Origin of the sequence: Mycobacterium sp. E2989, from assembly GCF_001667595.1 — a bacterium.
In the GTDB taxonomy this organism is placed as follows: Bacteria; Actinomycetota; Actinomycetes; order Mycobacteriales; family Mycobacteriaceae; genus Mycobacterium.
Map to the genome: position 1 here is coordinate 26,089 of NZ_LZJX01000111.1, position 23,562 is coordinate 49,650.

Annotated in this window: 10 protein-coding genes and 1 pseudogene; 4 read left to right on the forward strand and 7 right to left on the reverse strand. The window is 66.2% G+C overall.

Translation table 11 applies throughout. From position 1 onward, the window contains the following. Nucleotides 1-9 precede the first annotated feature (9 nt). Both A5680_RS19940 and A5680_RS19945 read left to right on the forward strand, forming a co-directional pair. Complete coding sequence (locus tag A5680_RS19940) at nt 10-11,541, forward strand: BTAD domain-containing putative transcriptional regulator (protein WP_067822391.1); 11,532 nt, start codon at nt 10-12, stop codon at nt 11,539-11,541. Next, nucleotides 11,534-12,232, forward strand: coding sequence for a Type 1 glutamine amidotransferase-like domain-containing protein (locus tag A5680_RS19945; RefSeq protein WP_067822395.1), 699 nt, complete (start codon nt 11,534-11,536; stop codon nt 12,230-12,232). The genes A5680_RS19940 and A5680_RS19945 overlap by 8 nt, the downstream gene beginning before the upstream one ends. Nucleotides 12,233-12,243: 11 nt before the next feature. On the opposite strand, the gene A5680_RS19950 is transcribed toward A5680_RS19945, so the two are convergent. From A5680_RS19950 to A5680_RS19965, 4 genes are read right to left on the reverse strand one after another with little or no spacing between them, the layout of a single operon-like run. Then, nucleotides 12,244-13,131, reverse strand: coding sequence for a TPM domain-containing protein (locus A5680_RS19950; RefSeq protein WP_067822398.1), 888 nt, complete (start codon nt 13,129-13,131; stop codon nt 12,244-12,246). 20 nt (nt 13,132-13,151) lie between these two features. Then, nucleotides 13,152-14,291 carry a zinc-binding dehydrogenase gene (locus A5680_RS19955; RefSeq protein WP_067822401.1) on the reverse strand — a complete coding sequence of 380 codons (1,140 nt, stop codon included), beginning with the start codon at nt 14,289-14,291 and terminating at the stop codon, nt 13,152-13,154. Nucleotides 14,292-14,345: 54 nt separating this feature from the next. Beyond that, nucleotides 14,346-14,750 carry a YchJ family protein gene (locus A5680_RS19960; RefSeq protein WP_067822404.1) on the reverse strand — a complete coding sequence of 135 codons (405 nt, stop codon included), beginning with the start codon at nt 14,748-14,750 and terminating at the stop codon, nt 14,346-14,348. Then, nucleotides 14,750-15,982 (reverse strand): nucleotide disphospho-sugar-binding domain-containing protein, encoded by a 1,233-nt coding sequence (locus A5680_RS19965; protein ID WP_067822407.1) that lies wholly within the window; start codon nt 15,980-15,982, stop codon nt 14,750-14,752. The genes A5680_RS19960 and A5680_RS19965 overlap by 1 nt, the downstream gene beginning before the upstream one ends. A gap of 174 nt (nt 15,983-16,156) precedes the next feature. On the opposite strand from A5680_RS19965, the gene A5680_RS19970 reads away from it, so the two are divergent. Further along, a complete protein-coding gene (locus tag A5680_RS19970; protein ID WP_067822409.1) occupies nt 16,157-19,336 on the forward strand; it encodes an adenylate/guanylate cyclase domain-containing protein in 3,180 nt (1,059 codons plus the stop codon). A 23-nt stretch (nt 19,337-19,359) separates the two neighbouring features. On the opposite strand, the gene A5680_RS19975 is transcribed toward A5680_RS19970, so the two are convergent. The 3 genes from A5680_RS19975 to A5680_RS19985 form a co-directional block, all read right to left on the reverse strand. After that, nucleotides 19,360-20,286 (reverse strand): cytochrome P450, encoded by a 927-nt coding sequence (locus A5680_RS19975; RefSeq protein ID WP_156675182.1) that lies wholly within the window; start codon nt 20,284-20,286, stop codon nt 19,360-19,362. A 211-nt stretch (nt 20,287-20,497) separates the two neighbouring features. Then, nucleotides 20,498-21,628 (reverse strand): BTAD domain-containing putative transcriptional regulator, encoded by a 1,131-nt coding sequence (locus A5680_RS19980; protein ID WP_067822415.1) that lies wholly within the window; start codon nt 21,626-21,628, stop codon nt 20,498-20,500. 58 nt (nt 21,629-21,686) lie between these two features. Next, nucleotides 21,687-23,099, reverse strand: coding sequence for a serine/threonine-protein kinase (locus A5680_RS19985; RefSeq protein ID WP_067822418.1), 1,413 nt, complete (start codon nt 23,097-23,099; stop codon nt 21,687-21,689). Nucleotides 23,100-23,299: 200 nt separating this feature from the next. On the opposite strand from A5680_RS19985, the pseudogene A5680_RS25895 reads away from it, so the two are divergent. Further along, a pseudogene (locus A5680_RS25895) lies at nt 23,300-23,562 on the forward strand (hypothetical protein); the annotation flags it as partial.

The window sequence follows — 23,562 nt, forward strand, 5'->3', positions numbered from 1 at the left end:
CTTCCATCGGTGGAACTGGGGGTTTTGGGGCCTCTCCAGGTCCGGCAAGGCGGGGCGCCCGTCGCCATCCCGGGCGCCAAGCCTCGCGCGATCCTTGCGATGCTCGGGCTGCACGGTGGTTCGGTCGTCGCGGCCGAGACGCTGGTCGAACTGCTCTGGGGCGAGGATCCGCCACGCACTGCGGCCAAGGCCCTGCAAACCCACATCTCCTCCCTGCGGCGCACCCTGGGCGACGGCTTCGTGCTGACGGCGGGCGCGGGTTGGACCCTGGCCGAGACGCAGGTGGACGCCGCGCGTTACAAGTCGGCGGCCCGGCTGGGACGCGACGCCGCCGCGGCCGGTGATCACAGCCAGGCGGTGGCCCGCTTCGAGGAGGCGCTCGCCCTGTGGCGGGGAACGCCCGAGCTGCCCGACGGCCGGCGAGGAACCTCGGAGAAGACGCGGTGGATCGAGGGCCACGCCGCCCTGGTGGAGGATCGGGCCGATGCGCTGCTGGCGACGGGCCGGGCCGCGGAGATCATCGGCGAGCTCGAAGCGGCGGTGGCCGACGCGCCGCTACGCGAGCGGCGCTGGGGCCAGCTGATGCTCGCGCTCTACCGCGCCGGCCGGCAAGGCGAAGCGCTGGGCGCCTATCAGCGTGCGCGGGCGCTGCTCGCCGACGAACTGGGGGTGGACCCCGGCCCGGAGCTTCGCCGGCTGGAGGCCGCGATCGTCGCACAGGACTCTGCGCTGGAAACGCCTGCGGCACAACAGTTCTCGTCGGTGACACGCGCCGTGACGTTCCTGTTGACCGACATCGAGGGCTCCACGGCCGCGTGGGAGGCCGACGCCCAGGCCATGGCGGTGGCGCTGGCCCGACACGACGAACTCGTCGAGCAGGTCGTCACCTCCCGGGGAGGGCGGCTGATCAAGACCCGCGGCGAGGGCGACGCCACGTTCTCGGTTTTCGAGCGGCCGTCGGCGGCCGCGGCCGCGGCGATCGAGCTCCAGGATGCGATCGTCCACGAGCCGTGGGCGCTACGGGAGCCCATGCGAATTCGGGTGGCCCTGCACACCGGGGAGGTCGAGCTTCGCGACGGCGACTACTTCGGCCGCGCGGTCAATCGCGCCGCCCGCCTGAGGTCGCTGGCCGCCGGCGGCCAGATCCTGTGCTCCGGTGCGACCGCGGAGCTCGTCATCGACTCCCTGCCCGATGACGTGGTGCTCGCCGACCTGGGAACCCGCCAGCTGCGCAACCTCGCGCGTCCGGAACACGTTTTCGAGCTCCGGCTGCACGCCGCCGAGGAGCCTGGCGAAGACACCCCGACCGAAGCGCCTCTGGAACGACCCAGCCTGCCCGCGGTGCTCGGCGGCCGCGGGCCGTTCGTCGGGCGCGGCGACGAGCTCGAGCGATTGTCGGCCGCATGGCACACCGCACTCGCCGGCGGCACCAACGCCATGCTGATCGCCGGCGAACCGGGGGTCGGCAAGACGCGGCTGGCCGGCGAATGGTCCCGGCAGGCTTACGACCAAGGCGCCCTGGTTATTTACGGGCGGTGCGACGAGGACCTCGGTGCGCCGTACCAGCCGTTCGCGGAGGCCCTGCGGTCGTTGGTGCCGTGCTTAGGCGCGGGCGCGCTTCGCGGGCTGCGGGGTGTGGAAGCCTTGCTGACACTGGTTCCCGGGCTGATCGACGTCCTTCCCGACGTGTCCGCGCCGACTCGCGCCGACCCGGACACCGAACGCTATGCGCTCTTCGACGCCGTGGTCGGGCTGTTGGCGATGGCCTCGGCGAGCGCGCCGGTCGTGCTGATCCTCGACGACCTGCATTGGGCGGCCAAACCGACGCTGTTGTTACTGCGGCATCTGCTGCGCTTTGGCGAACACGCGCGCGTGCAGATCATCGGCACCTACCGCAGCACGGACCTCGACCGCTCCCATCCCCTGGCGGCAATGCTCGCCGACCTCCATCGCGACGGCACGGCGAACCGCTTAGCGCTCAGCGGGCTCGACGAGGAGGACGTGACGGCTTATGTCGCGGAGGCGGGTTACAACGACGAAGAATTGGCTCGGGCGTTGGCTACCGTCACGGGCGGCAATCCGTTCTTCCTCATCGAGGCGTTGCGCCACGTAGATGAGAGCGGCGGCCGGTGGGACCAGAGCACGCTGCCGCAGGGGGTGCGCGAGGCGGTGAGTCGGCGCCTGTCGCGGCTGCCGGCCGAGGCGAACAAGGCGCTGGCCGCGGCCGCCGTGGTCGGGAGCCGGTTCGCACTGGAACTGGTGGAACGCGTGGTGGGAGACGACCTGGTCGACGCTTTCGACGAGGCGTGCAAGGCGGGCATCGTCATCGAAGAGGCCGGGGGTCGGTACCGGTTCAACCACGCGATCGTCCGCCAGTCGCTGCTCGCCGAATTGCCGTCGGTGCGGCGCATGCGGTTGCACCAGCGCATCGCCACCACATTGGAGGACGAGCCCGGCGCCGACGACGAGCTGCTCGCCGAATTGGCCTATCACTACTTCGAATGCGCGTGGGCGGGCAACGCGGCGAAGGCGGTCGAATACTGCCGGCGCGCGGCGGACCAGGCGATGGCGCGCCTCGCCTACGAAGGCGCCGCCGACCTTTACGACCGGGCGCTGCACGCACTGGAAGAGATCGACGAGGAGCTGCCCGACCGCGACGATCAAGTCGCCGCGCTGCTGATCACGCGCTGCGAGGCCCTGCTGGCCGCCGGCGACGTGACTTCGGCGGCCAACGCCGTCACCCAATTGCAAACGGACACAGTCGGTTCACCCCACCTTGCGGCCTGGGCGACATGTTTCGACGGTCAACTCTCGATGCTGATCCATCCGGAACGACTCGACGAGGTCGAGGCGGCGGTTGGCGCCGCCGCCGACAAACTGGCGGAACTGGGCGACGCGGCCGGAGAAGCCAAGGCGCACACCGTTCGTGCCGGATGCCTCGCCCGGCTCGGGCGAATCGGCGATTGCGAGATCGCCCTCGACGAGGCCCTCACGGCCGCGCGGCGCGCACGTGAACACCGCCGGGTGAACGCGGTGCTGGCTAACGCACCCCTGGCCGCGTTGTGGGGCCCGAACCCCGTACCGCGCGCAGGCGGCCGGTGTCTGGACGTGGTGCGGCTGCTCCGGATCACCACCGACTCGCCGGCGGTCGAGGCGACGTCGACGCGCTGCCAGGCGGTGCTGGAGGCTTTCCGGGGACGGGCCGCGGCCGCGCGACGAATGATCGACTCGGCCCGTCGCACCGTGAGCGAGCTCGGGCTGCGCCATGCCCTGATGGAGGTCGAGCAGTTCGCCGGGATCGTGGAGTTGGTCGTAGACGAGCCACTGGCGGCCGAGCCCCATTTGCGCAAGGCCTACAACGGCTTTCGCCGCATGGGCCTCGACGCCGACACCGCCGAGACGGCGGCGCTGCTGGGCCGCACGTGCCTCGCGCTCGGCAACGATGACGAGGCGGCCGAATTGTGCGCCGAGAGTGAGCGTCTCGCCGGCCACGCGCTGAAGGCGTCGATCGCCTGGCGCACGCTTCGGGCGCGGCTGCTGTCGCGGCAGGGCGATCACGACGCCGCACGGCGGGTCGCGGAGGAGGCCGTGGCGCTGGCCGAGCGCACCGACGCGTTGGTGGATCACGGCGACGCGTGCCTTTCGCTGGCAACGGTTTTGAGCGCGGTCGGCGACGTTGCGGGTGCGCGGGCCGCCGCCGAGCGCGCCGTCGAGTTGTACGAACGGAAAGGAGCCGGCGCACTGGCGGAGAGGGCGCGGCTCGTTCTGGGATCCGGACCACCCGCCGAGGCGGCTCGGTCCGAACCCGCGGTTGTCGAGCCCGAAAATGCGTGCGTCCGAGTGGGTCAACGCGTGATGGCAGCCGTCGATAGCGGGGCCTGGGAGGAGTTCGAGCAGCTTTTTGCGCCAGACGCGCGTCTCGAGAGCCGCCGGAAGATCGTGGGTTTCACGCCGACCGACCTTCCGCCGGACTGGGTGCATCAGAACAGGCTCAATCTCGAGATGACCGGCATGCGCGTCACCGCACAGGTTCTCGCGGTGCGGGGCGATAACCTGGCCCTCAGTCGATTGGTGTCGGGCACTTCCGACGCGAGCCCTGGGGCGCCGCGAGACGAATTGCTCCAGGTCTACGGGATCAACGAGTCGGGTCTGATCGCGCTGCAGATATGGTTCGACGTCGACGACCTCGACGCAGCAATGGCCGAGCTTGACGCCCAGTTCCAGGCGGAGCACCCGATTCCGCGGCGATTGGAAAACACGGCAACGCGCGTATTCGAGGACGAGTGGAAGCACTTCGCGGCCCGCGACTGGCGCGCCATGGCTGAACTCGTGGCCGATGACTATGTCGGCATAGATCACCGACGGGTCGTCAGTGCCGAGACACAACACAGTCGCGATGAGGTGGTCAGAGACTTGCAGGCGGCCGCCGAAGTCGGTTTCACGATCTCGATGGTGGGAGCCGTCGCGATCCGCGGCAACCGACTTGTGCTCGCCCGCGTTCGCGCTTCCGGCCGCGACCCCGGGGCCATTGAAAACGACGCCCTCAACGTCGTCGAGATCGACGACGACAACCGGATCGCAAACGTCGTCACGTTCGACCTCGAAGACATCGAGTCCGCGGTCAACGAGCTCGACGCGCGCTTTGTTGCCGGTGAAGGCGCCGCGTACGCCCGCACGTGGTCGGTAGTAACCGGGGCTCTCACGGCCCACAATCGACGCGAACTGCCGGCCGCAACACCGGATGCGGTGACTATCGACCACCGTCGGGTGGCGACGTTTGCGCCCGGTGAGGGTCTGGAATACATCCGTGCAGGCTGGGATCTCGACCAACAGCTCGACATCTATGTCGAAACAGAGCATCGCCTCAACGACCGCGGCGCCGTTTTCACGTGGGCGGGACATGGAACGTCACGCGACGGCTTCACGGCGGAATGGCGCGGGGTCGACCTGATGCTGGTCGACGACGAAATGATCAGTCGAGTAGAGGTTTTCGAAGAGACGGACCTCGACGCCGCGATCGAAAAGTTCGACAAGCTCAGTCGGTCTGCACCACGGCTGGAAAACGCCGCCAGCCAAACCTACGAGCGCCTGATGCGTTTGTTGGCGGCCCACGACTGGGACGCTATCACCGCAATAGTGGCCGACGATTTGTTCTACAACGACCGCAGGCGCGTGGTGAACGCCGGTTTGCGACATGGGCGCCGTGCGGGGATCGAAGACGTGCGGGCGTTGGTCGACGTCGGCTTCTCGCTGACGATCGTCCAGGTTCCAGCGACCCGGGGCGCGTTCCTCGCGCTCTTGCGTATGCGCGCGTCGGGCAGCGACCCCGAGACGATCCAAAACGACGCCTTCAATATCATCGAGGTCGACGCTGAAGGGCGGATCGCGGCGGTCATTGTGTTGGACCTCGAGGACTTCGACGCCGCCATCGCAGAGCTCGACGCCAGGTACCTCGCCGGTGAAGCGGCCACCCACGCGCACACGTGGTCGGTGATAACGCGGGCATACGCCACGCTCAACAGGTACGAGATGCCAGCCACCACAGCGGACTTCGGGAGCATCGACCATCGCAGAGGGACGGCGTTCGCGGCGGGTGAGCTGATCGCATATGTTCGCGCCGCTTGGAATCTCGCACAAGATGGCACGACACACATTGAGACTGTTCATCGGCTGACCGACGGCGGAGCGCTTGTCACCCATGTAACGCGGGGAACGTCCCAAGAGGGCTTCGAAGCCGAGTGGCGGGAACTCGCCCTGCTGACTGTCGAAGGTGAGCTGCTCAACCGCTGCGAGTTATTCGACGAGGAAGACCTTGGCCTCGCGACCGCGCGCTTCGACCAGCTGAGCCAACCGGCATTGCAGCTCGAGAATGCGGCAAGCCAAATGCACAAGCGCCTGGAATCCGTCTTTGCGGCCCGTGATTGGGACACGATGTCCGCCGTTATGGCCGACGAAATCCGCCTTGACGACCGTCGCCGAACGGTGAATTCCGGTATACGAGAGGGCCGTGCGGCCATTCTTGAAGAGATGTCGGCAACGGTCCGGATCGGCGTCAAGACCATGACGTCTGATGTCATCGCCGTCCGAGGTGACCGCCTGGCACTGTGCCGTAGCCAAACCTGGGGTCGCGACACGGGGCCGGAGGCATTCCACACCGATGTCTTCGACGTCTTCGAGCTCAACGCCGCCGGGAAGGTGTCGGCGCGAATCGTGTTTGACCTTGACGACTTTGACGCCGCCATTGCGGAGCTCGACGCGCGCTATCTCGCCGGCGACGCGGCCGCCCACGCACACACCTGGTCCCTGCTCACCGAGGCCTTCGCGGTGCTGAACCGGCGGGAAATCCCGCCCGTGACGCCAGACTGGACGAGCATCGACCACCGACGACTCGCCTCAATCGGTTCGGGTGATCTGGGCGCATATTTGGTTGCTAGCTGGGAACTCTCGCCACAGTCCCGAATCTACATGGCGGCCGTGCACCGGTTGAGCAACCTTGGTGCGGTGGTTACACACGTGGCCATTGGCACCTCGCCGGAGGGTTTCGACGCGGAGTGGCAGGTCGTTGACGTTGTAATGTTTGACGGCGACCGGATCAGCCGCACAGAGCTTTTCGACGAAACCGACGTCGATGCCGCGATCGCGCGGTTCGAACAATTGCACTCTAAGGCGGCACGGCTCGCAAATGCGGCCAGCCAAGCGGACCAGCAATTCTGGGTCTGCTTCGCAGCCCGCAACTGGACTGCCATGGCAGAGTTGCTCACCAGCGACGTGCGCACGGAAGATCGCCGGCGAATCGTGAACGCGGGGGTCTTGCACGGCCGAGAAGTCCATATCGAAAACATGCGCGCCCTCGCCCAAATCGGTGCATACATCACGTCAGTCGACATCGCGACCCGCGGGAAGCGGCTCACCCTTCGTCATATTCGTTCCGCGAACCAGGACCTGCGTCACGGAGAGTTTGGCAGCGAACTGCTGTACCTCATCGAGGTCAATGCGGACGATCAGATAGCGGCGGGGGTCTTCTTCGACCCCGACGACTTTGACGCCGCAATCGCCGAACTCGACGCGCGGTATCTCGCCGGCGAAGCGGCGGCACACGCGCAGACCTGGTCGGCCATCACGCGCAGCTTTGCGTCGATCAATCGGCGCGAAATGCCTGCGACGACATCGGATTGGGTGAACATCGACCACCGGCGCGGTACGTCGATTGCACCCGGTGAAATGGCTGCGCTGATGGGCGCCGCATGGAGTTCGGAGTCTGATCTGAGGTGCTTCATCGAATGGGTGCACCGTCTGAACGATCGCGGTGTCGTCATCACGCACGTCGCACATGAGACCTCGCGAGAAGGATTCCACGCCGAATGGCGGGTGATCAGCGTGATCACGGTCGAGGGCGACCTGATCAACCGCACCGAAGTATTCGACGAGGCAAGCCTGGCTGCCGCGATCGCGAGGTTCGATCAGCTGAACCAGCCCACGCCCCGGTTGGAGAACGCGGCTAGCCGAGTCGGTATGCGGTACCTGGCCCGCTTCGCGGCGGCCGATTGGGACGCCATGGCCGAGATGCTGGCCGAAGACTTCACCAACGACGATCGCCGTCGGGTGGTGGGCTCGGGAATCCAACAGGGTCGCGATGCCCAAATCGCGGACATGCAGACGGTCGGCGACCTGTGGACGCGAAACGTGACGCCGATTGTAATGGCGATACGCGGAGAGCGCCTTGCGCTCATGCGTCTGTGCTTTGCGGACCAGAAGCAAGGGCCGGATGCGTTCCTCACGGAGGCGCTCGGGGTCCTTGAGATCAATGCCGACGACCGAATCGTCGCGGCCGTCTTCTTCGACGACGTCACGGCCGCCTTCGAGGAGCTCGAAACTCGCTATCTCGCCGGTGAGGCGGCCGCCCATGCCAGCGCGTGGTCGGTGATCACCGCGATTTACCGGATGTTCAACCACCATGAACTGCCCACGGCGGATTGGGCGATCGTCGACCACCGGCGGGGCACGCCATTCGCGTCCGGCGAGCTGACCCCGGCTCTGCAGAACTTCTTCGATCTCACGCCGGAATTCCGGGTCGACATCGAAACAGTGCACCGACTCGACACCGTCGGAGCAGTGGTCACCATCGATTCGCAAGGATCGTCACACGACGGCCTGGCCGTCGAGTGGCGCATGATTCAACTTCTCACCGTTGAAGGAGATCGACTCACCCGGTGTGAACTCTTCGACGAGACAGACTTGGACGCCGCGATCGAGAGATTCGAACAACTTCACCGTCCGACGGTGCGGCGGGAGAATAAGGCGACACGAGTTGCTGACCGCTTCTTCGCAAATGTCCAGGCCCGCGATTGGACAGCGATAGCCCAGACCATGGCCGACGACGCCTGCGTCGACGATCGCCGTCGCGTGGTTAATGGCGGGCGTTGGGATGGTCGCGATGTCGTGATCGCAAATATCCGCGCGATCGGCGTAGGTGGGGCCAACATCGCATGGTCCGTGATCGCGATCCGCGGTGAGCGCCTGGCCCTGACCCGTATCAGTTCCTCCAACCTCGGCCTGACGCATGGAGAGTTCGAGAACGCAATGCTCGGCATCGCAGAGATCGATGCTGACGACCGAATGAAGGCTCAGGTCCTGTTCGACGCCCACGACGTCGAGGCGGCTTTTGCCGAGCTCGAGGCGCGGTACATCGTCGGAGAGGCAGCTGGGTCTTCCCGCGCTTGGTCGGTCATCGCAGAGGCGTATGCCGCGGTCAATCGTGGCGAGCTACCGTCGACGACGCCGGACTGGACCAACATCGACCACCGACGGGGAATAGCGTTCCCACCGGGCAATTTGGAGGCGTACCTCGAAGCCTCACGGGACCTGCTCGCTCCGGGGCTCAACGCCTACATCGAAATCGTGCATCGGTTGACTGACATCGGTGCGGTAGTCACTCGGATGATAGAAGGGACGTCGAGCGACGGCTTCCAGGCCGAGTGGCGAGAGATCGGCATCTCAATTGTCGAGGGTGATTTGATCAGCCGCTCCGAGATCTTCGATGAAACCGACCTCGACGCCGCACTCGCCCGGTTCGAAGAACTGCAACCGCGGGCGCGGCGCCTGGACAATGCGGCAACCCAAGTGAGTGAACGGTTTTGGAGCTCCCTAAAGACGCGAGATTGGGCAGCGATGGCCGAGATACTCGCCGAGAACGTCGTGTCGCATGACAACCGCCGGGTTGTCAACTCCGGTGAACTGCGCGGGCGAGATCTGAACCTCGCAAACGTGCGGGCCGTCGCCGAGGTCGGTTTCGAGGGTGTTGACTCGACCCTCCTCGCGATTCGTGGGCAACGGCTTGCCCTCTTCCGCATTCGGTCCTCCGCCCACGGGCTCGAGCCGGGTGAGATCAGCGCGGACATGATCGGCGTCGTGGAGATCGACGGGGACAACCGGATGATCGTTCACTCCATATTCGACGCCGACGACTTCGACGCCGCTTTCGCGGAACTCGAAACCCGGTACATCGCCGGCGAAGCGGCTACCCATGCGCGCGTGTGGTCGCTGGTCACGCAAGGCCACGCTCAATTCAATCGGCACGAGCCTCCCGCAATGACGCCGGACGTGGTCTACGTCGACCACCGTCGCGGCGTGACAATCGCAGGAGCCGACCTTGCCGCATCCGTTCGCGCCGGGTGGGACCTTCTCCCGCAGGTGCACGCCTACGTAGAGACTGTGCATCGAGTGACCGAATTGGGGGCCGTCGCAACCCAAGTGGTCACAGCGACCTCACAAGACGGCTTCGATGCCGAGTGGCAGACGATCACCATTTTCACCTTCGAAGGTGACCGGCTCAGCCGATACGAAGTCTTTGACGAGACGGAGCTCGAAGCCGCGCTCGCCCGCTTCGACGAGCTCAGCCGGCGGATGCCGACCCTAGAAAATGCGGCAAGTCGAGCAGAAGACCGGCTCTTCGCACACTCGGCAGCTCGCGACTGGGTGGCCGCGGCGCAAGTCCTGGCTGACGACAGTTACGTCGATGATCGCCGTCGCGTCGTGAATGTCGGCTTCTGGAATGGTCGTGACGCCGTTTTGGCGAACATGCAAGCCCTGGCTGAAGGTCTTGCCCAAGTGGAACTGAGAGTCATCGCGACTCGCGGGGAGCGTCTCGCCCTCGTTCTCATCCGATCCTTCAGCCCCGACTCACAGCGCGGAGAATTCTTCATCGACATGCTGGGAGTCGCCGAGATCAACACGGAATGTCGAATTTCAGCACACGTCTTCTTTGATCCCGACGACATCGACGCCGCCTTTGTCGAACTCGAAAGTCGTTACCTCGCAGGCGAAGCGGCCGACCACGCGCACACTTGGTCGCTGATGGTTGAGGCCTATGCCACCCTCAACCGGCACGAGATACCCACTATCTCAACGGACTTCGTCAACATGGACCACCGACGCGGGATCACGTTCGAACCAGGCAACATCGTCAGGTACGTCCAGGCCACCTGGGAGATCGCGCCCGACCTCAAAATGTATATCGAGACGGTGCATCGGCTGACGAACGTCGGAGCGGTCATTACGCACAGCGGATATGGGACCTCTCACGAGGGTTTCGACGCGGAGTGGCGCGAGACCATTTTGTACACGTTCAACGACGGCCTGATGAACCGCTGCGAGATGTTCGACGAAGAAGACCTCGACGCCGCGCTCGCGCGCTTCGAGGAGCTGCAACCCGATGCTCGGCGGCTGGAAAACGCGGCAACCCTTGCCGATCAACAGTTCTGGGGGTACATCGCGGCAGGTGACTGGACCGCCCTGGGGACTATCCTGGCTGATGACGTGGCCAATGACGACCGCCGGCGGACCGTGAACGCCGGCATTCGGCGAGGTCGAGATTCCGATGTCGCCAACATGCGAAGCCTTTCCGAGATCGGGGTCACCCACGTCACATCGACCGTCATTGCGACCCGCGGCGAACGACTTCTCCTCAGACGTACGCGATTCTCTCTGGACGAAGGGCCCGAAGACTTCAACGTCGAGCTGCTCTGCGTCGTCGAACTCGACGCCGCAAATCGGATTGCGACCCGCGTCCTGTTCGACCCCGATGACATGGACGCCGCCTTCGAAGAACTCGATGCGCGGTACCTCGCCGGTGAGGCGGCCGCCCACGGGCGGACGTGGGAGATCATCGCGGGTTCTTATGCTTCGATGAACCGGCGCGAGCTGTTTCCGACGACACCGGATTGGGTGAACGTCGATCACCGACGACCCGGGATGTTCGAGGAAGGTGGCCTAAACGCATCCCTGCGTTCGCTGTGGCAGTTGACCTCAGACCTGACCTTCCGGATAGTGGCCGTGCATCGCTTGACTGATGCGGGCATGGTTTGCTCCCATGTGGCCCAGGGTGTTTCACACGACGGCTTTGACGCCGAGTGGCGAGGGATTGAGGTCCAGACCATCGAGGGTGATCGGATTAATCGCTGCGAAATCTTCGACCAAGACGACCTCGACACTGCGCTGGCGCGGTTCGACGAGATCACCGCGGCCAGGCCCGTCGGTGACTGATACAGTCCCGCAACAACAACCGCTCTATCTCTTGGCGGACAGCCAGCTGCTCTTCTGGAGACGGCGGGACCGGCTGATCCTCGATGCAGCCCTCGATGGACTATCCTGCGGCACAACGGTTACCGCGGCCTACATCGGTGCCTCCAACGGAGATCGTCCGGAGTACTACGAAATCTTCGAGGCGGCGATGGATGCCGTCGGCATCACCGACCGGCGCATGATCGCGTCGTCATTCGGCCCGCAAGACCGCGCCTACCTCGAGAACGCCGCGTTGATCGTCCTCGCTGGCGGCGACGTGCGTCTCGGCTGGAACACCATCGAAAAGACGGGGATGAAGGGGGTGATTCTGGACCGGCACGCCAAAGGGGCGATTCTGGTGGGCATTTCGGCCGGAGCAGTCCAGCTCGGACGCTACGCAATTGTCGATCCGCCGGAATCCGCCGTGTCCGAGCGGCTCGATGGGTTCGACCTCGTCCCCATGGCCATCGACGTGCACGACGAGCGGGCCGGGTGGGGGCGGCTGTCGCGGGCCATTGAAGGCCTGAACGGGGCGGCCGCCGGGCTCGGCATCCCGTCCGGCGGCGGCGTCATCGCCCACGCGGACGGCACCATCGAGCCACTGCGCCGTCCCGCGCGCAAATTCGTCTTCGACGGCGCTAGCGTCGTGGCCTCAACCGTGCCCGCCGCCTAGGCGGTCACCGATCATCGCCGTCTCGGGCGGTGCGCCGCCAGCACGTCGGCGTTGGCCAACGACTGGGCCTCAGCGGCCAGCGTCGAAGCCCTGTTGGCGTACGCAATCGCGTCGGCGGCGTTGCTTGCCTCATGGGCGTGCGCCGCCGCCAAATGCCCTTTGGCTTCCTCTAATCGGGCCTGCGCCTTGGCGCCGATGCTCTGGCGATGGCTGGCGACGTAGTCGGAGATCTGGCGCATTCTGGCATCCGCGGTGGTCAAGGCCTGCGCCAACGACTGCCCCTCAATACTTCCCTGCCCAGCGCTGACGGCGGCGCGTCGGCGCTGCCGGCGCGCCACATAGAACAGGAAAAGTGCCGCGACGACGACCACGGCGACACCGACGATGACGATCGGCAGCCACGGCCGCTTCGATGGGCTTGCCGGCTCAGGCAAGTTCGCCGATTTGTCCAGCCCGTCGGCCGCGGCGACGGCGGCACCCGCCCAATTTTTCGTGGCCACCGCGGGGTCAATTTTGCTGCGCTGCAGGTCGCTTAATTCGGTTGCGGTGAGACTGCGTGGCGGCACGGTGAACGTGTACAGCTTGGTGTTGGTGGCCACGGCGAGCAGCGCGTCGTGGTCGCCCAGCCGGCTTTCGCTACGGGTGCGTTCGGCCCAGTTATCGGGCTTATATCGGTTGAAGTTGTCGACGTAGACGACCCACAGCCAAATGCGCTGATCGTGGTAGAGCCGCTCGATCGCCGAGCTGACCGCGGCCCGGTCTGAGGCGGCCAGCGCCCCGGTGTTGTCGGTGATGTGATCCGCGAGCTTGGACGGGGGTTGCGCGGCGGCGGGGTTCGCCACCGGCAGCCCCACCGCGAGGATCGTGAGAATCACACCGACCAGGCGAACGACGCGCATACCGGTAATTTAGCCGTGATTCACGCATGCGGAGTGACGAGGAACTTTTCTCCGGTGGCTCGCTTGAGGTATGCGTTGAACGCCTCGGGTTTGAGCATGCCCGCGAGCGATACCTCGCGGGTATAGCTACTCGCGAACGTCGTGGTGAGCTCCGCGGCGACCCGGGCACGCAGCCGGCGGATCGTCTCGGCGCCCGCGCTCTGCAGGAACGGGGTGAGCAGCCACCCGCCCACACCCCAAGCCATTCCGAAGTTTCTGTTGAGCACGGTGGGGCCGGTGTCGAGGGCGCCGTAGATGTACACCTGCTTGTGAACGCTCGACCCGTAGCGCGAGTACTGGGCCGCGGTCGAATTGGCCGCCTCCTCCATGCCATTGAGGATCTGGCTCGCCAGCGTTCCGCCACCCGTGGCGTCGAACGCGAGCGTGGCCGATGTCGCCTTGAGCGCCTCGACGAGATCGGTCGCGAACGACGGCGACGTCGAGTTGAGCACATGGGTCGCGCCGAGAGACTTCAGCAGCTCTTCTTGTTCGGGCTTGCGGACGATGTTGACCAGCGGTATCCCGTCCTGCTGGCACAGCTTGACCAGCATCTGGCCGAGGTTCGAGGCCGCGGCGGTGTGCACGAGAGCGGAATGCCCTTCGCGACGCATGGTTTCGGTCATGCCCAGCGCCGTCATCGGGTTGACGAAGGACGACGCCCCGTCCCGGGCCGTAGCACCATCGGGCAGCACTAGACAGGCGGATGCGTCGACCGCTCGGTATTGCGAATACATCGCGCCGCCCGCGATTGCCACCGTCTTTCCAACCAACGCCTGGGCGGCTTCGGACGACCCCGCGGCCACCACCGTGCCCGCGCCCTCGTTGCCGACGGGAAGCGATTGGTCGAGTCGAGCCGACAGCCCTTTGAGGCTGGTCTCCCCGACAGGCGCGGTGACGACGGGGCGCTCCGGTGTGCCCGCGACCGTCGCCTTGGTCATGTCCGCCCCGGCAATCAGCAGGCCCAGGTCCGACGGGTTGATGGGCGAGGCTTCCACACGCACCACCACCTCGTTGGCACCGGGGGCTGGTACCGGCACCTCGTGCAGCGAGAGTTCGAGCGTGCCCTCCGACGTCACCAACGAACGCAGTTCCAGGGCGGTGTCGGGCAGATCTGCGGACATGGGCTCTTCCTCGTTCCTGTCAGGGGCTTCTGTCGTCCTCAACGTCACACCCGGCTACACATCTTCCGCCGCGGCGTCGAGGTAAAACCAGCGGCCGGCGCGGCGCTCGAAGCGGCTGCGCTCGTGCAGAGCGCCCATGCGGCCGCCCGACTCGAACCGGGCCGCGAACTCCACCTCGCCAGAATCGTCGTTCGGGCCGCCGGCGACGACGTCAAGCACGTCGAGGCCGGTCCAGGTGATGTTGGGGTCGACGGCCACGTCGGCCGGCCGGGTGCGCGGGTGCCAGGTGCGAAACAGGTAGTCGGCGTTGCGGTGCGCGAACGCCGAATACCTCGAACGCATCAATTCCTCGGCCGTTCGGGCCTGGACCTCGCCGTCGTGCAGCGGTCCGCAACACGCGGGATAGTCGTCGCCACTGCCGCAGGGACACGGTTCTGGACTGACGCGGCGCCCAGACATCAGGATCGACTGCCCAGCAGCCGTCGCTCGATCACGTCCGCACCGCGGGTGACCCCACCCGTTGCCTCGAAGCCCTCGGCGACTCGCTGGGCCCCAGTTGTCATCGAAATAGCTTCCAGCACTTTTCTTTTCAGCCTCGCTGGCGTGAGTTTTTTTGCCGGCAAACGGGTTCCGCTGCGCGATACCTCGACCCGTCTGGCCACCTCGAACTGATCGCGGCCATAGGGCACGGCGCACACGGGGACGCCGCGCGCAAGCGCCTTCTGTGTGCTGCCCATGCCGCCGTGCGTGACGGCGACCACGGCCCGGCTGAGCACCAGCCCATGCGGCACAAACTCCCGCACCGTGGCGTTAGCGGCCACGGCAATGCCATCGGGTACTCCAGACGGGTACGTGGCGACGACGTGTACCGGTTCTGCGGCCAACGCTTCCATTGCGGCAACGGGCAATCCGCTGTCGGACTGGCGATCCGATGAGGTTGTCACCAACACGATCGGACGGTCTATGTCTTCTAGCCACCCGGGAGGAGCGGCCGGTGGGTCGAACTCGCACGGCCCGATGAGCTCGACGGAATGCCCCCAATCGGGGTGCGCGTACTCGAACGGCTCGCCGGTTGCGACGAGCAACAGCGGCGCGCGCCTCAGTAATTCGTCGACGGTGCGGACGGTCACGGCGCCAGCGGTTGCGCGGACCGCGCTCAGCGGCCCAAGCAACGCACGCTCGAATGGTGCGGCCACGAAGGGGCGGACCGCCTCGTCACGCAGCCGGCCGACCAGCCCGGGCAAGGGACGCAAACCCGGCCCGAACGGCGGTGCGCCACGCGATCGCAGGAACGGCGTGTACGGCCAGAACGACACCCAGGGCAGGGCACCGGCGTCCGCCACCGCCGCCGCACCCCAACAGTTCGCGTCCACCACCAGCAGATCGGGCCTTCCCGTGGCGATGGCCGCACGCAGATCTTCGACCTCGTGGGCGGCGCGTTCAACGAAAACCTCGAACGCCATCCTCAAGGCGGTACGGCCATTCGGCGCCATCCAGTCGGTCATGGCCAATGCTTCGATCCGCCGATCGATCGCCGTCGTCTCGAAGCCCTGCTCGCGGCCGGTCGGGACGCCCTCGGTGAGCGTTTTCAGGATGATGCGGTGACCGCGCCGCTGAAGTTCGATGAGCAACGCGACGATTGGATACAGGTTTCCGCGCGCAGGCGACGTGTACGCCAGGATGATGGCCATCGAAATCAGGGATTCCGACGTTCGGCCCTGTCAGGCATGAGCGGATAGTTTATCGACAACGCTTGATCCGAGACCGCGCTTCGGCGGTTCGCCCGCGTTCCTGATCGGGTGTCTGCCGCCCCGGTGGACGTTACGCTTGACCGGCAGCCACCTCGAGGACGCGGAAATGGTCACATGACGGGGTCAGCATGTCGGAGGTGCGGCACCGAGCCTCGCGCCGGCGCCCGCTTTTGTGATGCTTGCGGAGCCCCCATCGAGGCGGTCGCCGCACAGGCGGAACACAAACAGGTGACCGTCCTCTTCGCCGACGTGGTGCGGTCAATGGCTCTCGCCGCGATTGTCGATACCGAACGACTGCGCGAAGTCATGGGCGACCTTTTCAACAGCTGCGGGGCGGTCATCCAACGCTACGGCGGCACGGTCGACAAGTTCACCGGTGACGGCATCATGGCGCTGTTCGGCGCCCCGATCGCCCTGGAAGACCACGCGATCCGCGCGTGTATCGCGGCTCTGGAGATACAGACCGAGGTGGCAACGCTAGCCCGTGATGTGCAGGATCGCGATGGCATTGCGCTTTCGCTGCGGATCGGACTGAACTCCGGCGACGTGGTGGTCGGTCAAATCGGTGCCAGCCCTTCCAGTTACACGGCAATCGGCGCACAAGTGGGGATGGCTCAGCGGATGGAAGCCGCCGCTCCCCCGGGTGGTGTCATGCTCAGTGAAGCCACCTCCCGCCTCGTCGAGCATGTCGCAGTGCTCGGGGATCCACAGATGGTGTCCATCAAGGGCGCAGCGGAACCCGTCCCCGCTCGGCGTCTGGAGGCGATGGCCCGCGGCAAGACGCTGACCGCGCGGATTGAATCGACCATGGTCGGTCGAGATGACGAAATCGCCGCCTTGCGGGTGACCCTCAACGATGCGGTCGAGGGCCGAGGCTGCGTCGTCGGCGTCTCCGGGCCTGCCGGTATCGGCAAGAGCCGGATCTCTCGCGAGCTGCTGAAGATGGCCCAGGGCCATGGGGTGAAGGTGTTCTCGACCTTCTGCGAATCTCACGCCAGCGCAATCGCCTTCACCGTCGTTGCCCGGCTCGCCCGCGACCGATTCGGGCTGAACGAACTCGACCCCGCAACCGCCCGAGCGGCGCTGAGAACTCAACTCACCCAGGCCGACCCCGAGGACCTGATACTGCTCGATGAGCTTGCCGGCATTCGCGATCCCAACGTACCGTCGCCCAACGTCTCAGCGGACGCCAGGCGGCGACGCTTGGCCGCGCTTCTCAAAACCGCTGCTCTTCAGCGCAATACTCCGTCGCTTTACATCATCGAGGACGCCCACTGGATCGACGAGACCAGTGAGGCGATGCTCGCCGACTTGATGACCGTGATCCCCCGGACACGGTCGATGGTCGTTGTCACCTACCGTCCGGAGTACAAGGGCGCCCTGGCGCAGACGCCCGGTTTCCACAGGTTCGACCTGAAGCCGTTGGATGGCTCAGCGGCATCGACGATGACCGTGGAATTGATTGGCCGCGACCCCTCACTCGTCGAGCTCGCAGAACGCATCGTCGAGCAATCAGCCGGAAATCCTTTCTATGTCCAAGAGATCGTGCGCGAATACGCCGAACGCGGGGTTATCGTCGGCGAGCGAGGCGCATACCAGCGGCAACAGGACGTCGGCGATGTCAGTGTGCCTCCCACCCTGCAGGCGACTATCGGCGCCCGCATCGATCGCCTGACGGCTCCGGCCAAGCACGTTCTCAACGCCGCAACCGTCATCGGATCCCGTTTCAGCACTGAACTTCTCGCCGTGGTGCTCAACGAAACCGACGGTCAATCACAAGTAGCCCTTGCCGAGTTGGTGCACTCCGAGCTCATCGATCAAGTCATGTTCACACCGCGCGCCGAGTATGCGTTCCGCCACCCGCTCGTCCAAGCCGTGGCCTATCAATCTCAGCTCAAACAGCCACGCGCCGAGCTTCACCGGCGCCTGGCCGCGGCTATCGAGCAACGCAACGCCGTGGCGCTCGATGAAAACGCGGCGTTGATCGCGGCTCACCTCGAAGCCGCGGGAGATCTGCGTGACGCGTTCGGCTGGCACATGCGGGCCGGAACGTGGTTCACCAACCGCGACATCAACGCCGCACGCGCGAGTTGGCAACTGGCGCAACGGCTGGCGGATCAGATGCCCGGTGGCGAACCTGACCGGGATGTGATGCGTGTGGCACCTCGCGCCCTGCTGTGCGGAAGCGCATGGCGGGCTGGCGGCAGCGTCGCCGATGCCGACTTGGAGGAGCTGCGCGACCTGTGCGCCAGCGCCGATACCCAGGTGCCCCTGGCGTTGGGGATGGCCGGTTTGTTGATGCAGCAGGCGACGCACGCGCGCAATCGTGAGTCGCTGCGCTTGATATCCGAATACGTAGAACTGCTGGAAGCCATTGGAAGCCCTGAGCTGACGGTGGCGCTGCTCTATCCCGCGATATACGCGAAATATGAGGCGTGCGAGATGTCGGCAGTCGTGCAGCTAGCACAGCGCGTGATCGATCTGGCCGACGGTGATCCGGTCAAGGGGAATCTTCTTACCGGCTCACCTCTGGCGTTCGCGACGGCCATGCGCGCATCGGCACGATGCGCGCTGGGGCAACCGAACTGGAGGGGCGACTTCGACCAGGCGATCGCGTTCTCCCGCGTGGACCCGACGACCTTCGTCTCGATTGTCATGTTCAAATACATGTTGGGCATCTCGATCGGGGCGGTGGCGGCAGACGCCGAGGCGTTGAACGACACCGCGGAGGCGTTGCAGACCGCTCAGCGATGCAGTGAAGACTTCGCCGTGCATGCGGCGCAGCTAGCGCGGGGAATCGCCCTCGTCTCCGAGGACGGCGCTGATCGTTCTGCCGGTTTCGAGCTGCTTGCCGAAGCGCGGTCCGCCGCGCTGAGTGAGCGATTCATCCTGGGGACCGTGCCGATCATCGACCTCCACATCGCGAAAGAAAAAGTTCGGGCGAAGGAGATCGACGGCGCGATTGAATTGTCGCGCCGCGTGATCGCCGAGCTGCGGGCGACAGGGCCGCCGGTGTACCTGGGTGCGGCCACCAGCGTTCTGGTCGAAGCATTGCTGCGGCGGGGCAGCGACGCCGATCTGATGGCCGCGCGTGACGCCATCCACGACATGGCGGCGGTTCGGACAGAGCCGAACTTCGTGGCCTACGAGCTACCACTGCTCCATTCGCAGGCGTTGCTGGCGCGCGCTCGTGGCGACACACTGGAGTACCGGACCCATGCGGGTCGCTACGAGGCCCTGGCGCAGGCGGTCGAGTTCCAAGGTCACACCTCGGCGGGGCTTGGCGCGCGGTAGGCGCCAGTTCACCTGTGCCCCATTCACCGCTCGGCTCGCCACCGCAGCGGCACATGAACCGGGTACCAGCCGTCGAAGATTTGGCTCGGAGCAGGGCTGTAGGGCTGGGGATACCACGCCTTGGGGACGTCCCCGGCGTCCCAGTCGAACCAGAAGAACGGGACCTCGGCAAGCCACACTTCGAAGAACAGGCTCAGCAGATCGCGGACGAGGTGCGACGCCGGGCAGCGGTGCGGTCCTCCCCCGAAACTCCAATTCCGTTGCGGGCCATCCAATTTGAAGGTATGGCCCGACATTTCATCGGCCTCGTCGCGGTGAACCAGCCCGACGCACAGGTGGACAGGGGACCCGCCGGGAATCGTCGTTTCGCCGATCGTCACGCTGCGACTCGTGATTCGTGACACGGTCTTGGCCCCGCCATCCAACCGCAGCAGCTCCTCGATGAAACTGCGTAGCTTATCGGGGTTTTCGCGTAGCTCCCGCTGAAGCGTGGGCCTCCGCGCCAGCACCGCCAGTCCGGCCTTCATCGCGAACGACGCGAAAATCAAACCGCGCAGCACCGACCCGATCATTCCGAGCACTTCTTCGTCGGTGAGCGCTTCGCCGGCGAGGCGGCTGATCACATCGGCGCCACCGCGCGGCTTACGGCGGGCGGCGCCCACCAGCTGCGGGTTGAGCGCTTCGAGACTGACGTCCGCCGGCAGACCCGAAACCGCGACGAATGCTGCCCGCCAAGCAAAGTCAGCGGCATTGGCGCCGTCGCAGTGGTCCAGTTGCGTCGCGACGTCGCGCACGCCAGTTTCGATGATTCCGCGTACGGGCTTCAGCATCTCCCGCGAATTGCCCGGATTGAACAACAAGTCGACCATGATTTTGCGGTACGGCCCGAACGGCGGATTGCCGGGCATCAGTTCGCTTTGGCGGCTGGCGAATGACTCGCCGTCACGCACCGCGGCCAGGACGTCGTCCCGCCGCCACAACACGTAGGTGCCGTCCGGCTCCCGCAGTACCCTTTGACCCGTCCGCTGCGCGGCGGCCAGCCACTCCCGGAAACCCGCGGCGGCAACCTCGTCGGACCGCATGACTTCCGCCGCGGCGGAGGCGGCCTCGCCCGCAGACTCGGTCACGGCGCACCACCCATACGGGTTAATTTAGCCGGAATCAGCTCTCACCGATCTGGAAGGTGAACTCGTGGCCGCAGATGCGAATGCGGTCACCGTCGGCCAGCGTCGCGCTGGTACGGATCCGCTGCTCCGCGACCTCGACTCCGTTGGCCGACTGCAGATCGGTGATCACGAAGCTGTTGCCGGTGTCGACGAGCACCGCGTGAAAGCGGCTCACGGTGTCGTCGTCGAGGACGATGTCGTTGTCGGCGAGGCGCCCGATCCTGGTGGCCGCCCCTCGCAGGGGGTAACGCCGTCCGGTGGCGTCACGCAGGTGGGCAACGGCGGACGTCCGGGCCTCGGTACGCCACTGGAACGTGCTGGCGGCACGCTTCGCGGTCGCGCGTGCCGCGTGCTTGACGTCCAGCGGCTCCTGGCTCAAAACCCTTTGGTGAAGGCTTCGCAACGTTGGGCCAGGGTCGATGCCGAGGTCCTCGGCGAGCGCACTCTTGAGCCGACCGTATGCGTCGAGTGCATCGTATTGGCGGTCCGCTACGTAGTAGCCGGTTATCAATTGCGCCCACAGCGGTTCTCGGTAGGGGTGCTCGGCCACCAGCGCCTCCAATTCGGGAATTATGGAGTGCGTTCGCCCGCAAGCGATTTCGGCTTCGGCCCGCGCCGTCAGGGTCACCAACCTGTCCTCCGCGAGGGCGGCCGCGAACGGCCCGACGAACTCGAAGTCGCGCAGATCTTCGAGAACCGGTCCGCGCCACTCGGCCAGCGCGTCCGATAGGTGGCCGCTGGCCTGTTCGAACCGCCCTGCGGCGGCGGCCTGGATCCCCGCCTTCTGCGCGATGGCGAAACGGCCGAGGTCGCAGTCCGCATCGGGCACGTTGAGCCGATATCCCGGTGGGGCACTGACCAGAACGTCCGCCGGATCCACCCCGGCGCCGCTGACCAGTCGGCGGAGCCTGGACACGTGCGCGTGCAGGCTCGCCCGGGCCTCGGGAGGCGGGCGCTCCTGCCACGCCGCGTCGATCAATGAGTCGATGGAGACGGTGCGGTTCCGGTTGATCAGCAGCGCCGCCAGCACCGCGCGCTGCTTGGCCGGCCCGAGCGGAAGGTCGGTGCCGTCGGCGCGCATCTGCAACGGCCCCAACACGCCAAACTGGAGAGCGTTCTGGGCCATCGCGGTGGCAATCCCTTCAGCCGGCGTTAAACCCCATTCTGGGGTGTGGTCTGCGCCGTCACCACAGGTAGACGCGCGCGCTGCTGCCCCCGACGCAGGTGATCCAGCTTTCCCCGGGGTGCTGCTGACAATGCATGAGGAAGTTCGATCCGTTGCACAGTGCACCGGGCACCGTTTTGCAGTCGACAGCCCCCGGCGCGGAAACGGCGCGTGGCAGCGGGCTGGCATCGCCGTATTCGGCCCAATACGACGTCAGCACGCTGTTGGCGAAAAGGCATGAGGTTTCGGGTGTCCCGCGTCCGGCGCGGGTGCCGAAGCCGGTGGCCGTCGGCAACGAGAAGCCTTGGTCGCAGGACTGATGCAGGCTGCTCATGTCGGGCCCGGTGATCAATGGGGGCTGGACGGCGCGCGCGGGCGGGTCCTGTTGCTGGCCCGTCGGCGGGTGGACGAGAACACCGACGGCGACTGCGATTCCCGCGAGGATCAGGGCGGCCGCGGCCGCGATCACGGTCGGTAGCACCCAGCGCCGCCGGCGCCTTTCCGACCGGGGCTCGCGATGTTCGGCAGCGGCGAGCTGGTCCGTCGGGCCGCCGGAGGCCATGGTGGCGGCGGTGAACGGTCGCGTGCGGTCACCCTCGGCCGATGGGCTTCCCAACGCGCGCTGCGCGGCGCGGGCGAGGCCGCCCGCCGTCGCGTACCGGTCGTCGGGGTGCTTGGCCATCCCGCGGGCGACGACGTCGTCGAACGCCGGGGGAACGCGCCGATTCACCGCGCTCGGCCGGGGCGGCGGCAAGGCGAGATGCGCCGCCACCAGATGCTCGAGGCTGTCGCCGTCGAACGGAGCGTCCCCGGTCAGCGACTCGTACAACACGCACGCCAGCGAGTAGACGTCGACGGCGGGCGTGGCCACTTTGCCGTTAAATCGTTCGGGCGCCATGTAATTCAACGTGCCGATCTGGGTGCCGACCGTGGTCAGCCGGGGATCGGCCGTGGTCTGCGCGATTCCGAAGTCGACGAGATACACGAAATCCGCGGGCGTGACGAGGATGTTCTGCGGCTTGACGTCGCGGTGAATCAATCCTTCGGCGTGTGCGGCGTCGAGCGCGTCGGCGACCTGGCTGACGATGGCCACCGCCCGTGCGGGCGCCAGCGGCCCCTCCGCGATGAGGTCGAAAAGCGTCTGTCCCTGCACCAAACGCATGTCGATGTAGAGGTTGCCGTCGATCTCCCCCCAGTCGTGGATGGGAATGACATGCGGTTCTTGCAGCATCGCCGCCGCCTGGGACTCCCGCTGGAACCTGGTCCGGAAGGTGGTGTTGGCTGAGAGCTCTTCGGCGAGCACCTTGAGAGCGACGGTCCGCCTCTTGCCGGTGTCGTAGGCCTCGTACACCACCCCGCCGCCGCCCTTGCCGATCCGGCGGGTGATGTCGTATTTGCCGAACGTCGTGCCGACGCGCGAGTCCACCGCCATCGCCCTCGATTCCTCGGGTACCGACGCAGTATCTCCCCTGCCGGCCGAGCGACGCACCTGTTTGCCGCAAAGCCGTCGCGACGGTTCGGCGCCCCCGCAAGGTTCGCGCAAGAAACACGCAAGGCGTCCGCCGCAACCTTTCCGTGACCGGGCATCGAGGCCCAGCGCAACGACAAACTCTCCTACCGAAGGAACCGAAGATGGCAACACTGTCACACCCCCGGAGTCGGCGCGCCGGGCTCCGCCGCAAGCTGGCGTCCGCCCTGGTAGCCATGATTGCGGGCTCGGCAACAATCAGCCTGGCGACTACGGCCCACGCCGAGCCCGAGGCGATGGCGGCGCACGGCGTCGAGGCGCCGCTATCGGCCGTCCCATGGTCACAGGTCGGCCCGGGCTGGTTGCTCGCCATGTGGAGCCCCGCTCCCGGGCTGCACCCCGGCGCGCCACCGATCAACGCCGCGGC

Excerpts from the sequence above, each read along its gene's own strand:
- A5680_RS19960 (WP_067822404.1), bottom strand. The coding sequence starts at position 14,750 with ATGTCTGGGCGCCGCGTCAGTCCAGAACCGTGTCCCTGCGGCAGTGGC.
- A5680_RS19980 (WP_067822415.1), bottom strand. The coding sequence starts at position 21,628 with ATGGCCCAGAACGCTCTCCAGTTTGGCGTGTTGGGGCCGTTGCAGATG.
- A5680_RS19985 (WP_067822418.1), bottom strand. The coding sequence starts at position 23,099 with ATGGCGGTGGACTCGCGCGTCGGCACGACGTTCGGCAAATACGACATC.
- A5680_RS19955 (WP_067822401.1), bottom strand. The coding sequence starts at position 14,291 with ATGTCCGCAGATCTGCCCGACACCGCCCTGGAACTGCGTTCGTTGGTG.
- A5680_RS19950 (WP_067822398.1), bottom strand. The coding sequence starts at position 13,131 with ATGCGCGTCGTTCGCCTGGTCGGTGTGATTCTCACGATCCTCGCGGTG.
- A5680_RS19970 (WP_067822409.1), top strand. The coding sequence starts at position 16,157 with ATGACGGGGTCAGCATGTCGGAGGTGCGGCACCGAGCCTCGCGCCGGC.
- A5680_RS19965 (WP_067822407.1), bottom strand. The coding sequence starts at position 15,982 with ATGGCCATCATCCTGGCGTACACGTCGCCTGCGCGCGGAAACCTGTAT.